The sequence below is a fragment of the Streptomyces sp. DSM 110735 genome (assembly GCF_016482685.1).
Taxonomy (GTDB): domain Bacteria; phylum Actinomycetota; class Actinomycetes; order Streptomycetales; family Streptomycetaceae; genus Streptomyces.
In genome coordinates, this window is record NZ_JACYHF010000011.1 from 57,817 (window position 1) to 73,130 (window position 15,314).

Annotated in this window: 11 protein-coding genes; 4 read left to right on the forward strand and 7 right to left on the reverse strand. The window is 70.9% G+C overall.

The features are described from left to right. Positions 1 to 328: 328 nt before the first annotated feature. Positions 329 to 631: a ferredoxin gene (locus tag IF655_RS18445; protein ID WP_199585916.1), complete on the forward strand. Its 303-nt coding sequence runs from the start codon at positions 329 to 331 to the stop codon at positions 629 to 631. Between the two features lie 102 nt (positions 632 to 733). Here the strand turns inward: IF655_RS18445 and IF655_RS18450 are convergent, their stop codons facing one another. From IF655_RS18450 to IF655_RS18460, 3 genes are all read right to left on the reverse strand, one after another. Beyond that, positions 734 to 1,318, reverse strand: coding sequence for a hypothetical protein (locus IF655_RS18450; protein ID WP_199585917.1), 585 nt, complete (start codon positions 1,316 to 1,318; stop codon positions 734 to 736). Between the two features lie 230 nt (positions 1,319 to 1,548). Further along, entirely contained in the window at positions 1,549 to 2,451 is a 903-nt protein-coding gene (locus IF655_RS18455; protein WP_199585918.1) for a tRNA (adenine-N1)-methyltransferase, read from the reverse strand. Between the two features lie 142 nt (positions 2,452 to 2,593). Then, a complete protein-coding gene (locus tag IF655_RS18460; RefSeq protein ID WP_199585919.1) occupies positions 2,594 to 4,018 on the reverse strand; it encodes a site-2 protease family protein in 1,425 nt (474 codons plus the stop codon). Positions 4,019 to 4,194: 176 nt separating this feature from the next. Here IF655_RS18460 and IF655_RS18465 point away from each other — a divergent pair, with 176 nt between their 5' ends. Together IF655_RS18465 and IF655_RS18470 are read left to right on the forward strand one after the other, a co-directional pair. Further along, positions 4,195 to 5,199 (forward strand): RecB family exonuclease, encoded by a 1,005-nt coding sequence (locus IF655_RS18465; RefSeq protein WP_199585920.1) that lies wholly within the window; start codon positions 4,195 to 4,197, stop codon positions 5,197 to 5,199. Positions 5,200 to 5,214: 15 nt separating this feature from the next. Further along, positions 5,215 to 5,889: a response regulator transcription factor gene (locus tag IF655_RS18470; protein WP_199585922.1), complete on the forward strand. Its 675-nt coding sequence runs from the start codon at positions 5,215 to 5,217 to the stop codon at positions 5,887 to 5,889. Between the two features lie 82 nt (positions 5,890 to 5,971). Here IF655_RS18470 and IF655_RS18475 read toward each other — a convergent pair whose 3' ends face one another. The 4 genes from IF655_RS18475 to metH form a co-directional block, all read right to left on the reverse strand. Further along, the gene (locus IF655_RS18475) at positions 5,972 to 7,552 is read right to left on the reverse strand and encodes an ABC transporter substrate-binding protein (protein ID WP_199585924.1); all 1,581 of its coding nucleotides are present in this window, start codon (positions 7,550 to 7,552) and stop codon (positions 5,972 to 5,974) included. Positions 7,553 to 7,614: 62 nt separating this feature from the next. Continuing rightward, positions 7,615 to 9,219 carry an ABC transporter substrate-binding protein gene (locus tag IF655_RS18480; RefSeq protein ID WP_199585925.1) on the reverse strand — a complete coding sequence of 535 codons (1,605 nt, stop codon included), beginning with the start codon at positions 9,217 to 9,219 and terminating at the stop codon, positions 7,615 to 7,617. Positions 9,220 to 9,592: 373 nt separating this feature from the next. Continuing rightward, the gene (locus IF655_RS18485) at positions 9,593 to 10,312 is read right to left on the reverse strand and encodes an HAD family phosphatase (RefSeq protein WP_199585927.1); all 720 of its coding nucleotides are present in this window, start codon (positions 10,310 to 10,312) and stop codon (positions 9,593 to 9,595) included. Between the two features lie 231 nt (positions 10,313 to 10,543). Further along, positions 10,544 to 14,056 carry a methionine synthase gene (gene metH / locus IF655_RS18490; RefSeq protein ID WP_199585929.1) on the reverse strand — a complete coding sequence of 1,171 codons (3,513 nt, stop codon included), beginning with the start codon at positions 14,054 to 14,056 and terminating at the stop codon, positions 10,544 to 10,546. Between the two features lie 292 nt (positions 14,057 to 14,348). On the opposite strand from metH, the gene IF655_RS18495 reads away from it, so the two are divergent. Further along, positions 14,349 to 15,113: an IclR family transcriptional regulator gene (locus IF655_RS18495; RefSeq protein ID WP_199585931.1), complete on the forward strand. Its 765-nt coding sequence runs from the start codon at positions 14,349 to 14,351 to the stop codon at positions 15,111 to 15,113. Positions 15,114 to 15,314: the final 201 nt, after the last annotated feature.

Below are 15,314 nucleotides of genomic sequence, written 5' to 3' on the forward strand. Positions count from 1 at the left end.
CTGGAGTTGTCCGGTGCGGGTCGTCCGGCCGGTTCCTGGGCAGGAGTACGAGAGTTCGTACGATGATCACACAGAGCGATGACGGGGGTGGCCGGGGTGATGCGAGGGGGCTTCGGGGGGTGCTCGGGGGCGGCTTGATTTCGCCGGTGCCCGGTGGCGTACGACCGCGCGCGCCGTACCTGCCGTGCGCGGGGAGAAACCCCCGCACCCCGGCGCACAGGAGGGAAAAGCGGGCGGGAGGTAGGGTCGGGGTGTTCATGAGCGTCCGGCACCGACCGGGCCGGGGCGCGCCCCCGGACCGTCGTCCGGCGAACCGACGGCAGGAGAGGTGACCGTGCAGCAGGAGGCCCCGGGCGGCGAGGCGCTGGAGGTCTGGATCGACCAGGACCTGTGTACCGGCGACGGCATCTGCGCCCAGTACGCGCCGGAGGTGTTCGAGCTGGACATCGACGGGCTGGCCTATGTGAAGAGCGCCGACGACGAGCTGCTCCAGGAGGTGGGGGCCACCACGGGTGTGCCGCTGCCGCTGCTGACGGACGTGGTGGACTCGGCGAAGGAGTGTCCGGGCGCGTGCATCCATGTGCGCCGCGTTTCGGACAAGGTCGAGGTGTACGGCCCCGAGGCGGAGTGAGCGGGGGCCGGGCGGACCCGGTGTGATGGGCGCGCGTGCGTACCGGTGGGGACCGGCGGCACGCGCGCGCGTGTATGCGCGTACGGGTGGGACGGGCGGCGGTCAGACGCTGTGGGACGCCGTCGGCGTCGAGCGTATGAACGCGTTGCCCTTCCACTGCCACTGGGCGGGCTTCTTCACGTCGGGACAGCACCTGGGCACGTCGTTGGTGGAGTAGCCGAGCAGGGTGGCGCTCACGGTACGCGCGCGTACGGCGAGGTCGGTGACGGTGATGCGGTCCTTGGGGTCGACCAGGGTGGCGACGACGCGGGAGCCGGTGCCGTCGGCGTTCCGGGTCAGGACGTAGACACCGTCGGGCGGGGTGCCCATGGGGGCGTCGCAGTGGACGACCGCGACGGTCTCCGGGTTGCCGTCCCCGTCGAGGTCCCCGGTGGTCTTCTTGGCGACCACGGGCTTGACCGGGCCGCACTGGAGCGGGAAGGCGACGCCCTCGGTGGGAGGGGGCGCGGCGGTGGTGCGGGCGGGGGCGGGCGCGGGTGTCGCCGGGGTCGCCTGGGCGGCGGTGGCCGGACCGGGCTGCACAAGGGAGCACAGCGCGATCACCCCGGCGACCGCGGTGGCGGTGCCGACCCAGTGGATGGGCCTGGGGTGGGCGTGGGCGAGCTCCGGGACGGCGGATTGCTGCACTAGGAGTGTCTCCTGTGAGGGCTGTGCCGAGGGGGTGGCCAGCATGGTGCCACAGGTCACTGTGCGGGGGGAACGGCGGGGTGGGGGCCGGTTTCCAGTGGTGGCGGGCGGGGTGTGCGCGGGGGCGCGGTTTCTGGTGCGGGGTCAAGCGGAAGGCGCCGTGGCCGAGTTCCGGAGGGGGTCCGGAAACTCGGCCACGGCGCCTTCGCGTTGGAGGGGACGGGGTCCGGTCAGCGGCCGGAGCCGCCGTCGGCGTTGGGTCCCGCGTAGTCCTCGCCGTAGGCGCCCTTGGCGGGGCGGCGGCGGCGCATAGGGGGCTCGACGCCGTCGGCGAGGCGGCGGGCGGTGAGCAGGAAGCCGGTGTGGCCGATCATGCGGTGGTCCGGGCGGACGGCCAGGCCCTCGATGTGCCAGTTGCGGATCATCGTCTCCCAGGCGGTCGGCTCGTTGAAGGAGCCGATCTCCCGGATGGACTCGACGGTCCGGGCGAGCTGCGTGGTGGTGGCCACGTAGCAGCAGAGGATGCCGCCGGGGACGAGTGCCTTGGAGACGGCTTCCAGGCATTCCCAGGGGGCGAGCATGTCGAGGATGACGCGGTCGACGTCGGTGTCGGACAGGTTGTCCTGGAGGTCGCCGACGGTGAGCTGCCAGGCGGGGTGCTCGCCGCCGAAGTAGCGCTCCACGTTCTGCTTGGCGATCTCGGCGAAGTCCTCGCGGCGCTCGTAGGAGTGCAGCATGCCCTGGTCGCCGATGGCGCGCAGCAGGAAGCTGCTGAGCGAGCCGGAGCCGACGCCGGCCTCGACGACGCGGGCGCCGGGGAAGATGTCGGCGAAGGCGAGGATCTGCCCCGCGTCCTTCGGGTAGACGACGGCTGCCCCTCGGGGCATGGAGAGGACGTAGTCGGGGAGCAGGGGGCGCAGCGCGAGGTAGGCGACGTTGCCGGTGGTACGGACAACGCTGCCCTCGGGGGCGCCGATCAGTTCGTCGTGCGGGAAGGAGCCCTTGTGGGTGTGGAAGTTCTTCCCGGCTTCGAGCGTGAACGTGTAGTGGCGACCCTTGGGGTCGGTCAGCTGAACCTGGTCCCCGACCTTGAAGGGCCCGCGCCTGCGGGCGGCACCGGTCGGTTCGGACATAAGACCAGCCTACCGGTTCCCTGCCGGGGGTTTGACCGGCGACGGGGGCGGCGAGCGGCGGTCGGCGGGTGCGGGTCCGCGTGTGGTCGCTCGCGCAGTTCCCCGCGCCCCCAGGAATGGCCCGCCCGCCCCCGCGCTGGTGTCAGCTCGGCCTTGCCATCGCCTTCACGAAAGCCCGTTCCACGTCCGCCGCGGACAGGACGCCGTAGATCTCGCCCGTGTTCTCGACGACGAGGTATTCGGTGGCGGGGGCGGCGCGGAGGGTGTCGAGGAGTTCTTCGCCGGAGAGTTCGGCGGAGACGCGCATGCCGTCGGTGATGTCCTGGGCGAGGCCGCTGACGGCGACCCAGGGGCGGCGGTGTTCGGGGACGCCGACGATGGCGGACTCGCGGACGAGGGAGAGGGGGGTGCCGTCGGGGTCGACGACGACCAGGGCGCGGGCTCCGGCGGCGTTGGCGCGGCGCAGTGCCTCGGAGAGCGGGGTGTCGGTCTCGACGGGGACGGCGCGGCGGGTGAGGGTGCGGGCGCTCAGTTCGGGGAGGTGTTCGCGCAGCCGGGCCATGCGGAGGCTGTTTCCGGCGCCGGTCCAGATGATGGCGGCGAGGATGGCGGCGAGCAGGGCGTCGGTGACGGTGTCCATGCTGCTGATGTCGGCGTCGCCGCCGAAGAGTCCGGAGTGGTTGAGCAGGGGCAGGCCGATGAGGACGCTGAGGGCGAGGGCGCGGCCGACCCAGGCGGCGGCGACGGTGCCGGTCATGGGGCGTCCGGTGATCTTCCAGACGACGGCGCGCAGCATCCGGCCGCCGTCGAGGGGCAGTCCGGGGAGCAGGTTGAAGATGGCGACGATCAGGTTGGAGATCATCAGTCCGGCCAGCAGGACGCCGGGGACGGTGCCGGGTTCGACGGGTTTGAGGGCGAGGTAGAAGATCCCGGCGAGGATCAGGGAGAGCAGGGGTCCGACGAAGGCGAGGACGAACTCGCGTCCGGGGGTCTCCGCCTCCTTCTCGATCTCGGAGACGCCGCCGAAGAACTGGAGCTGGATGCGGCGCACCGGGAGCTTGAAGCGGAGGGCGGCGACGGTGTGGGCGAGTTCGTGGACGAGGACCGAGGCGTAGAAGGCGACGGCGAAGAAGAGGGAGACGAGGTAGCGGGCGGCGCCGAGTTCGGGCAGGACCTGGTCGAGCTGTCCGCCGAACACCCAGGTGATGAGGGCGGCGACGAGGAACCAGCTCGGTGCGACGTAGACCGGTACGCCGAACGGGCGGCCCATGAGGATGCCGCCGCCGGGTTCGGCGGGGGGCTGGGGCGGCTCGCCCTTGCCGGAGCCGGTGCCTGCGCCGGTCCCGGTGCCGGAGTGGGCGAGGGAGCGGTGGTCGTGACCCGGGTCGCCGACGTGGGGGCGTTCCTCGGGGACCGCGCCTTCGGTGCTGTGGCTGTCGTGGCTGTCGTGGTCCGTCTCCCGGCCGGGGTCCGGGTTCTGGGGGCCGGGGGTCGCAGGGACTTCGGGCCGGTCGGCCGGCTCGTCGCTGCCGGACCGCGGCTGCCCGTTCCCGCCGCTCACGTCCACGGTGTCCCCTCGTTCGAAGCGTCCTCGCGCCTGGGGGCACAAGGGTCTCGGGTCGATGGTATGCGGCCGGGGTGGCGCGGTACGCCTCGGCACCCCTTGACTTTGCCCCGGCCGCGCGCCGGTGACGCACCTCGGGGGTGGGTCGCTGTCAGTGGTGGGCCGTATGGTCTTGGGTCATGGACAGCAGCAGTGAGGACACGGGGACGGCGCCGGGCGTGGTGGAGGGCGCGGCTCCGGTGGGCGTGACGGTGCCCGCGAGCGCGCCCGTGTCCGTGGCCGTACCGGCGCAGGCCGGGGACGGTGCGGGCGGGGCGGTGGCCCGGCGTGCTCCGGTGGCGCCCTCGTCGCTGTCGCCGTCGCGGGCGAGTGACTTCATGCAGTGTCCGCTGTTGTACCGGTTCCGGGTGATCGACCGGCTGCCGGAGAAGCCGAGCGAGGCGGCGACGCGGGGCACGCTGGTGCACGCGGTCCTGGAGCGGCTCTTCGACGCCCCGGCGGGGGAGCGTACGGCGCCTCGGGCGAAGTCGCTGGTGCCCGGGCAGTGGGACAAGCTGCGGGAGAGCCGGCCGGAGATCGGCGAGTTGTTCGCGGACGACCCGGAGGGCGAGCGGCTGGCGCGCTGGCTGGGTGAGGCGGAGCGGCTGGTGGAGCGCTGGTTCACGCTGGAGGATCCGACGCGTCTTGAGCCCGCCGAGCGTGAGCTGTTCGTGGAGGCGGAGCTGGAGTCGGGGCTGCGGCTGCGCGGGATCATCGACCGGGTGGACGTGGCGCCGACGGGTGAGGTGCGGATCGTCGACTACAAGACGGGCAAGGCGCCCCGCCCGGAGTACGCCGAGAGCGCGCTGTTCCAGATGAAGTTCTACGCGCTGGTGGTGTGGCGGCTGAAGCGGGTCGTGCCCCGGCGGCTCCAGCTCGTGTATCTGGGCAGCGGGGACGTGCTGACGTACGACCCGGTGCCGGGGGATCTGGAGCGGATGGAGCGGCGGCTGCTGGCGCTGTGGGAGGCGATCTCGCGGGCGACGGAGACGGGCGAGTGGCGGCCCCGTCCGACGAAGCTGTGCGGCTGGTGCGACCACCAGGCGTGCTGTCCGGAGTTCGGCGGTACTCCCCCGCCGTATCCGCTGCCGGTGAGGGCGCCGGAGTCCGGGGCGGAGGCGTTGGGCAGAATGGGGTCCGACTAGCGAAGGAGTTGTCACGTGGCGATCCGTGTCCTGCTGGTGGACGACCAGCCGCTGCTGCGTACGGGCTTCCGGATGATCCTGGAGGCCGAGCCGGACATCGCGGTCGTCGGTGAGGCCGGGGACGGTCTGCAGGCTCTCGACCAGGTGCGCGCGCTGCAGCCGGATGTGGTCCTGATGGACATCCGTATGCCCCGGATGGACGGGGTGGAGGCGACCCGGCAGATCACCGGTCCTGGCCGGGACGGTCCGGCGAAGGTGCTGGTGCTGACCACGTTCGATCTGGACGAGTACGTGGTGGAGGCGCTGCGGGCGGGGGCGAGCGGCTTTCTGCTGAAGGACGCCCCGGCGAACGAGCTGGTGCAGGCGATCCGGGTGGTGGCGGCGGGCGAGGCGATGCTGGCGCCGAGCATCACGCGCCGTCTGCTGGACAAGTACGCGACGCATCTGCCCTCGGGCGAGGAGCCGGTGCGGGACACGCTGCACACGCTGACGGACCGTGAGGTCGAGGTGCTGAAGCTGGTGGCGCGGGGGCTGTCGAACGCGGAGATCGCGGCGGATCTGTTCGTCAGCGAGACGACGGTGAAGACCCATGTGGGGCATGTGCTGACGAAGCTGGGTCTGCGCGACCGGGTGCAGGCGGCGGTGTACGCGTACGAGAGCGGGCTGGTGCGTCCGGGGGCGCAGCAGTAGCGGGCGGCGCGTGAGGTACGACGGCGAAGGGCGCCCTTCCTGAGGGAGGGGCGCCCTTGGCGTGTCCGGTGCCGGTACGGCGTCAGCTCTTGCTGAGTTCCCAGAACCGGAAGACGGTCGAGGCGTCGAGGCAGTACTCGAGGCCGTAGACCCCGTCGCGGACGACGGCGTACTGCTTGCCCTGCCAGACGGGCAGGACGGGGATCTGCCGGGCGACGATGTCCTGGAGCTCCGCGAAGGAGTTGTCGGTGGCGGCGCGGTCGCTCTGGGCGGCGGTGGCGGGGAGCAGGGTGCGGGTGATCCGGCTGTTGTCGTAGTGGTTGCCGAGGACGTTGCCCTTGCCGAAGAACGGGGCGGTGAAGTTGTCGGCGTCGGGGTAGTCGGGCACCCAGCCCTTGACGTAGACGCCGAACTTTCCGGCGGCTATGTCCTTCTCGTACTGGTCGAAGGCGACGGACTTGACGTCGGCGTCGAAGAGGCCGCTGGCGTTGAGCTGACCGGCGAGCGCCTTGAGTTCGGCGTCGGTGGCGGGGCCGTAGCGGACCGGGGTGGACCAGAGGGTGAGCTTGACCTTGCCGGTGATGCCGTCGGCGCGCAGGGCCTGGGCGGCCTTGGCGCGGGAGGGGTGGTCGCCGTAGGTGTCGAAGAAGGCGGTGTTGTGGCCCAGGATGCCGGCCGGGACGATCGAGTAGAGCGGGGTGGCGGTGTTCTTGTAGACGTCGCGCATGAGGGCGTCGCGGTCGATGAGGTAGGCCATGGCCTTGCGGACGCCGAGTTTTCCGGCGACGGGGTTCTTCATGTTGAAGACGAGGTGCTGGACCTCGGCGCTGCTGCCCTCGACGACGTCGATGCCCTTGGTGCCGTCCTGCTTGTCGATGTCGTCGATGTCGCGGGCGCTCAGTCCGCGGTAGGCGATGTCGACGGAGCCGCCGAGGAGGGCTTTCTTCAGCGCGGTCTGGTTGCCGTGGAAGAACGTGAGGGTGACGCCCGCGTTCTTGACCTCGGCGGTGCCCTTGTAGTGCGGGTTGACGGAGAAGACCGCCCGGCCCTTGTCGAAGGAGTCGAGGGTGTAGGGCCCTGAGCCGATGGCCTTGTGGTCGGCGCGCAGCCGGTCCGCCGGGTACTGGCGGTGGTCGACGATGGATCCGGCGCCGGAGGCGACCTTGCTGGGGAAGGTGGCGTCGGGGGTGGTGAGCCGGAAGACGACGGTGTGTTCGTCGGGGGTCTCGACCTTGCCGAGCGAGGGGAACATGACGGCGGGGCCGCCCGGATCGTTGATCTTCAGCATCCGGTCGAAGGAGTACTTGACGTCCTCGGAGGTGAGCGGGTCGCCGTTGCTGAACTTCAGGCCGTCTTTCAGTTCGCACTTGAAGACGGTGGCGCGGGTGTCGCTGAACCCGCAGGACTTGGCGAGTTCGGGCTGGGGTTCGGTGCCTCCCTTGGGGAAGCCGAGGAGCGACTGGAAGACGTTGTCGAACAACAGCCACGAGCCGGGGTCGTAGCCGGAGGCCGGGTCGGTGGCGAGGACGTCGTCGGACATCCCCATCACCACGCGGTTGCCTTCGGTCCCGGAGCCGTCGCCGTTCGTGCCGCAGCCGGTCAAAAGGCCGCAGGCCAGCCCTGCCGCGATGGGCAGGACTGGCCAGTGGGTGCGCATGTTCACAGCATGTGCCTTCTCGTCGGGGGCCTCCCGGGACCGCCGTCCCGGCCCCGGGGAGGGAGCCGTCAGCCGCTCACGCCGCGGCCGAGCTCCCAGAGCTGCAGCGTCGAGGAGGAGTTCAGGGCGTAGGAGACGCCCGTGATGTCGTCCCGCGCGGCAACGTACTGCTTGCCCTGCCACAGGGGCAGCACGGGGACGTCCTCCGCGACGTCGTCCTGAATCGTCGTCAGGGTCTTGGCCGCGTCCAGCCGGTCCGCCTCGCGGCGGCTCTGCGGGATCAGAGTGCGCTGGATGGTGGTGTTCGAGTAGGGCGAACCGAGGAAGTTGTCCTTGTCGAGGAAGGGCGCGACGAAGTTGTCGGCGTCGGGGAAGTCGGGGAACCAGCCCATGCCGTAGACGTCGTACTGGCCCTTCTGCTCCGCGGGGCGGAAGGTGGCCCAGGGGTGGCCCTGGATGCTCACGTCGAACAGACCGCTGTTGTTGAGCTGCTTCTGCAGGATCTCGAACTCCTGCTTGGTCACCGAGCCGTAGTGGTCGGTGGTGTAGTGCAGCGTCAGCTTGATCGGCGTGGTGATGCCGGCCTTGACGAGGAGGTCCTTGGCCTTCGGGACGCTCGGGTCGCCGTACTTGTTGAAGAACGAGTTGGAGTGGCCCGCGAGGGTGGCCGGGACGAGCGAGTACAGCGGCTCGGCCTGGGTGCCGTAGACCTTGGAGACCAGTTCGCCGCGGTCGATGACCTGGGCCATGGCCTGGCGGACGGCCTTGTCCTTGACGGTCGTGGCGTTGGTGTTGAAGGCGAGGTAGCGGATCTCGAGGCCGGGCATGTCGACCAGCTCGGCGTTCTCGTCGGAGCCGGAGTCCAGCTTCTGGATCTGCGACGGCGTCATGGTGCGGGTCATGACGTCGATGTCGCCGCGGTCGAGGGCGGAGCCCATGGCCTGCGCGTCGGCGAAGGACCGGATCTCGACCTTGTCGTTGTTGAGCTTGGTGCTGCCCTTGTAGTTCGGGTTCTTCGTGTACGTGGCGCTGACGACCGCGTTGTTCTTGACCTCGGCCTTGAAGGTGTACGGGCCGGAGCCGTCCACCTGGAAGCCGTTGCGCAGCTTGTCGGCCGAGTAGATCTTCGGGTCGACGATGCCCGCGACGGGGGTGGAGAGCTTGTACGGGAAGGTCGCGTCGGCGGTCTTCAGGTGGAAGATGACCTCGCGGTCGCCCTGGGTCTCCACCGTGTCGATGGTGTTGAGCAGGGCGGAGACGCCACTGTCCGCCTTGAGGTGGATGGCGCGGTCGATCGAGAACTTCACGTCCGCGGCGGTGACGGCGTCGCCGTTGGCGAACTTCAGGCCGTCGCGCAGCTTGCAGGCGTAGCGCTCGTTGCCGGAGTCGGTGAAGCCGCAGCTCTCGGCCGCCTCCGGGACGGGGTTGCCCTCGCCCTTGGGCTGGGTCATGAGGGTCTGCACGGTCTGGCGGAGGACGTTCCAGGTGCCGACGTCGTACGCGTAGGCGGGGTCGAGCGGCGCGGGGGCGTCCGAGGTGGCCGTGAACTGGTCCGTGGTACCGACGACAATGGGCTTGCCGCCCTGGCTCCCGCTGTCCGATCCACCGCACGCGGCGAGCACCGGCGTAAGCAGGCCGGCCACTGCCGGCAGCACCAGAGTCTTGCGGTTCATGCGGGACTTTTCTCCAGAGCGTTCGGTTCCGTGGACCCGGCGACGAGGGGTGGCGCGGCGGTTCACGGGAGTTGCTGCGATGTTGTCGCGACGACATTAGTCCGCGCCCGCCGACGGGCCGACGGGTGCCCGAGTTGAGGGCTCATCACGCAGTGAAACCGGGTGTGGACGCACCGAAAAACCGACAGCGGCAGGATTGGTGCAACGGATCATCAACTGGGACACAAAGACCGGCCGACCACCCCGCTTTCGGGGTGGTCGGCACAGGACTCCCGCGCTGTCCAGACCTTACGGAGTGGCGAACCTCACAATTCAACTCCGGTGGCCGGGAACGGAATTCGCTGAGTGACGATCGGGGCGTCCCGGGCGCCCGTCACCGACTGCCCGCCAGCAGCCCGCGCAGGAAGGCCAGGTCGACGTCCTCCAGGGACGTGACGACGGTGCGCCGGTGGGCGGGGACGATGGGGGCGATGGAGGGCACGGCGACGACATGGCAGCCGGCCGCCTCGGCGGCGGCGACGCCGGTCGCGGTGTCCTCGACGACCGCGCAGCGGGCCGGGTCGGCGCCGAGTCCGGCGGCGGCGAGGAGGTAGGGGTCGGGGTGCGGCTTGGTGCGGGAGACCTCGTCGCCGCCGATGGACAGGGTGAAGTGGTGCGGGCCGAGGACGGTCAGCACACGGTCGATGATGCGCCGGTGGGAGGCGGAGACCAGGGCGGTCGGGACCCGGTGCCGGTGGAGTTCGGCGAGGAGGTCGGCGGCGCCGGGCATGAGCGGCAGGGCGCGGCCGATGCGCCGCTCGAAACCGTCGTTGAGCAGGACGGAGATCTCTTCGAGGGTGATGTCGGCTCCGGTGGCCTCGATGAGGAAACCGGCGCTGCGGGTCATGGGACCGCCGACGACGACGTGCCGCCAGGACTCGTCGAGGGCGTGACCGAGGGCGGCGAAGACCTCGACCTCCACGTCCCACCAGAAGCCCTCCGTGTCCACCAGGGTGCCGTCCATGTCCAGCAGGACCGCCTGCAGGGCGAAATCCTCGGCCGTGGTGGTCTGCGTTGCCCGAGCGGGTCCGGGCGCGGGGACCGTACTGGTCATCCGGGCGCACCTCCTTGAGGGACGACCAGGCCGGCTCCCGGACAGGGAGCCGGCCTGCGATGGACCGACCAGTGTACGACTCCGCGCGGCGAATCGCCTCGTTTATCCGGGGCGCGCCGGGGTACACCGGATAAGCCTGCGCCGCAGGCCAGGGGGGGTTTCCGGCGTGCCCTCGACGCGCCCGGTGCCTGCCGTGCCGAGCCCTGTGGCGGGCCCGGCGCGCCGCGTTCGTCAGCGTGCGTTGAAGTACTTCGCCTCGGGGTGGTGGATCACGATGGCGTCCGTGGACTGCTCGGGGTGGAGCTGGAACTCCTCGCTCAGGTGGACGCCGATGCGCTCGGGTTCCAGGAGCGTGGCGATCTTGGCGCGGTCCGCGAGGTCGGGGCAGGCGCCGTAGCCGAGGGAGAAGCGGGCGCCCCGGTACTTGAGGGCGAACATGTCTTCGATCTCGCTGGGGTCCTCCCCGGCGAAGCCCAGCTCCGAACGCACGCGGGCGTGCCAGTACTCGGCCAGCGCCTCGGCCAACTGCACGGACAGTCCGTGGAGTTCGAGGTACTCGCGGTAGGCGTCGGCGGCGAAGAGGCGGGCGGTCTCCTCGCCGATGCGGGAGCCGACGGTGACGACCTGGAGTCCGACGACGTCCGTCTCCCCCGACTCCTCCGGGCGGAAGAAGTCGGCGAGGCACAGGCGGCGCCCCCGGCGCTGGCGCGGGAAGGTGAAGCGGGTGCGCTCGTTGCCGCCCTCGTCCAGGATGATGAGGTCGTCGTCCTTGGAGACGCAGGGGAAGTAGCCGTAGACGACGGCTGCTTCGAGCAGGTTCTCGGTCTGGAGCCGGTCGAGCAGTCCGCGCAGCCGGGGGCGGCCCTCGGTCTCCACCAGTTCCTCGTAGGTCGGACCGTCTCCGGCGCGCGCCTGCTTGAGGCCCCACTGGCCCTTGAACAGCGCGCCCTCGTCGAGCCAGGAGGCGTACTCCTTGAGCTGGATGCCCTTGACGACGCGGGTGCCCCAGAAGGGCGGGGTGGGGACGGGGTTGTCGGTGGCGACGTCGGAGCGGACGTGGCCCTCCTCGGGCCGTTCCTCGACCTCTACGGCTGCCGGGCGCACCCGTCGCTGCTTGAGTTCGGGCAGTTTGGCGCCGGGGACGCCGCGCTTGACGCCGATGAGGGCGTCCATGAGGCGCAGTCCCTCGAAGGCGTCGCGGGCGTAGCGGACCTCGCCCTCGTAGATCTCGTGGAGGTCCTGTTCGACGTAGGCGCGGGTGAGGGCGGCGCCGCCGAGGATGACGGGGTAGTCGGCGGCGAGTCCGCGCTGGTTCAGCTCCTCCAGGTTCTCCTTCATGATCACGGTGGACTTGACCAGGAGACCGGACATGCCGATGACGTCGGCGCGGTGTTCCTCGGCGGCGTCCAGGATCGCGGAGACGGGCTGCTTGATGCCGAGGTTGACGACGTTGTAGCCGTTGTTGGACAGGATGATGTCGACGAGGTTCTTGCCGATGTCGTGGACGTCGCCGCGGACGGTGGCCAGCACGATGGTGCCCTTGCCCTCGGCGTCGGACTTCTCCATGTGCGGCTCCAGATGCGCCACCGCGGTCTTCATGACCTCGGCGGACTGGAGGACGAACGGCAACTGCATCTGGCCGGAGCCGAACAGCTCGCCGACCACCTTCATGCCGTCCAGGAGGGTGTCGTTGACGATGTCGAGGGCGGGGCGGTCCTGGAGTGCGGCGTCGAGGTCGGCTTCCAGACCGTTGCGTTCGCCGTCGATGATGCGGCGCTTGAGGCGCTCGTCCAGCGGCAGGGCGGCCAGTTCCTCGGCCTTGCCGGCCTTGAGGGACTTGGCGGTGGCGCCCTCGAACAGCGCCATCAGCTTCTGCAGGGGGTCGTAGCCCTCGGCGCGGCGGTCGTGGATGAGGTCGAGTGCCGTGCGCACCTCTTCCTCGCTGAAGCGGGCGAGGGGCAGGATCTTGGAGGCGTGCACGATGGCCGAGTCCAGTCCCGCCTTGACGCACTCGTCCAGGAACACGGAGTTGAGCAGGATGCGGGCGGCGGGGTTGAGACCGAAGGAGATGTTGGACAGACCGAGCGTGGTCTGCACGTCCGGGTGACGCCGCTTCAGCTCGCGGATCGCCTCGATGGTGGCGATGCCGTCCCCCCGGGACTCCTCCTGGCCGGTGCAGATGGTGAAGGTCAGACAGTCCACGAGGATGTCCTCCTCACGGATGCCCCAGTTCCCGGTGAGGTCGTCGATGAGCCGTTCGGCGATCTCCACCTTCTTCTCGGGGGTCCGTGCCTGGCCCTCCTCGTCGATGGTCAGCGCGATCAACGCCGCGCCGTGCTCCCGGGCCAGCCCGGTGACCTTGGCGAAGCGGGAGTCGGGACCGTCGCCGTCCTCGTAGTTGACGGAGTTGATGACCGCGCGCCCGCCGAGCTTCTCCAGACCCGCCTGGAGGACGTCCACCTCGGTGGAGTCCAGGACGATCGGCAGGGTGGAGGCGGTGGCGAAGCGTCCGGCCAGCTCGGCCATGTCGGTGACGCCGTCGCGCCCGACGTAGTCCACGCACAGGTCGAGCATGTGCGCGCCCTCGCGGATCTGCTCGCGCGCCATCTCCACGCAGTCGTCCCAGCGGCCCTCCAGCATGGCCTCGCGGAACTTCTTGGAGCCGTTGGCATTGGTGCGCTCACCGATGGCCAGGTAGGAGGTGTCCTGACGGAACGGCACCGACTGGTAGAGCGAGGCGGCACCCGGCTCGGGGCGCGGGCTGCGCTCCCCCGGCGTCAGATCCCGCACCCGCTCCACGACCTGACGCAGATGCTCCGGGGTGGTGCCGCAGCAGCCGCCGACCAGCGACAGACCGTACTCGCGGACGAAGGTCTCCTGGGCGTCGGCCAGCTCCGGCGCGGTCAGCGGGTAGTGGGCGCCGTCCTTGCCGAGGACGGGCAGACCGGCGTTGGGCATGCAGGACAGCGGGATGCGGGCGTTGCGCGCGAGGTGGCGCAGGTGCTCGCTCATCTCGGCGGGACCGGTGGCGCAGTTCAGGCCGATCATGTCGATGCCGAGCGGTTCGAGCGCGGTGAGCGCGGCGCCGATCTCGGAGCCCAGCAGCATGGTGCCGGTGGTCTCGACGGTGACCGAGACGATGACGGGCAGGTCGAGACCGAGGGCGTCCAGACCGCGGCGGGCGCCGAGGACGGCGGCCTTGGTCTGGAGCAGGTCCTGGGTGGTCTCGATCAGCAGGGCGTCGGCACCGCCGGTGACCAGTCCCTCGGCGTTGCGCTGGTAGGCGTCGCGCAGGGTGGTGTACGGGGCGTGTCCGAGGGTGGGCAGCTTGGTGCCGGGTCCGATGGAGCCGAGGACCCAGCGGGGGCGGCCGTCGCGCGCGGTGTACTCGTCGGCGACCTCGCGGGCGACGCGGGCGCCGGACTCGGACAGTTCGTGGACGCGCTCGGGGATGTCGTACTCGCCGAGGGCGGAGTGGTTGGCGCCGAAGGTGTTGGTCTCGACGCAGTCGACGCCGACGGCGAAGTAGGCGTCGTGGACCGAACGGACGATGTCGGGGCGGGTGAGATTGAGGATCTCGTTGCAGCCTTCGAGCTGCTGGAAGTCGTCGAGCGTGGGCTCCTGGGCCTGGAGCATGGTGCCCATCGCTCCGTCGGCGACCACCACGCGGGCGGCGAGTGCCTCTCGGAGCGCGGACACACGGGTCCGGAGGTCGGCGTGGGGGGACGTCGGCGACGAGGCCATGAAGGGGCTCCCTGGGATGCGACGGCTGTCGGCTATGCGCCCTGCCCCGGCGAGCCGGGCGAGGGGCACGGCGTCAGACTAACCGGCGGTGGGCTTGGATGGGCACCGGCGTCCACCACACGGACGCGGACGGCGGAACCGGCCCCTTGGGGAAGCGCGGCCGGGTCCGCGCGCCGTGCCGGTACGGCGCGGTCATTGGCGGGAGGTCGGCATGGACCGGTAGTGTTCGGCATTGTCGAACGATGCCTGAGGTGTCTTTCGATGGCGGCCGGCGGACGGAGGTAGGACGGCGATGGCACGGAACATCCAGTCGCTCGAACGGGCGGCCGCGATGCTGCGCCTGCTCGCGGGCGGCGAGCGACGGCTCGGACTGTCGGACATCGCCTCGTCGCTGGGCCTCGCCAAGGGCACGGCGCACGGCATCCTGCGCACCCTCCAGCACGAGGGCTTCGTCGAGCAGGACGAGGCGTCCGGGCGCTATCAGCTCGGCGCGGAGCTGCTGCGCCTGGGCACCACCTATCTGGACGTGCACGAACTGCGGGCACGGGCACTGGTGTGGACCGACGACCTGGCCCGCTCCAGCGGCGAGAGCGTGCACCTGGGGGTGCTGCACCAGCAGGGCGTGCTGATCGTGCACCACGTCTTCCGTCCGGACGACAGCCGGCAGGTGCTGGAGATCGGCGCCATGCAGCCGCTGCACTCGACGGCGCTCGGCAAGGTGCTCGCCGCGTACGACCCGGTGGCCCACAGCGAGGCGCTGGAAGCCCCGCGCAAGGCGTTCACCGACCGTACGGTGTGCGGTCCCGAGGACTTCGAGCACATCCTCGACCTCACCCGCGCGCGGGGGTACGCCGCCGACGTGGAGGAGACCTGGGAGGGCATGGCGTCCATCGCCGCCCCCATCCACGACCGCCGCCGCATGCCGGTGGGCGCGGTCGGCATCACCGGCGCCGTGGAGCGTCTTGGCCGCGAGGGCGAACTCCGCCCGGAGCTGATCGCGGCGGTGCGGGACTGCGCCCGCGCGGTCTCCCGGGACCTGGGCGCGGCCCGCTTCTGAGGCGGGTCCCGCCGGGTCTCCGCCGGCCCTTGCCCGCACTCCCCCGCCCGGGCCGTCGCGCCGGGGCGGTCGTACGCGTGCCCGCGCTCGCCCGCACGCCCCTCATGCCCCGCGCGCCCTGCACGCACCGCGCCCGCCGTGGCGCGCCCGTCACACCTTGCGCCGCCCCTGACGCCCCACGCGCCCCTCGTGCCACGCCGG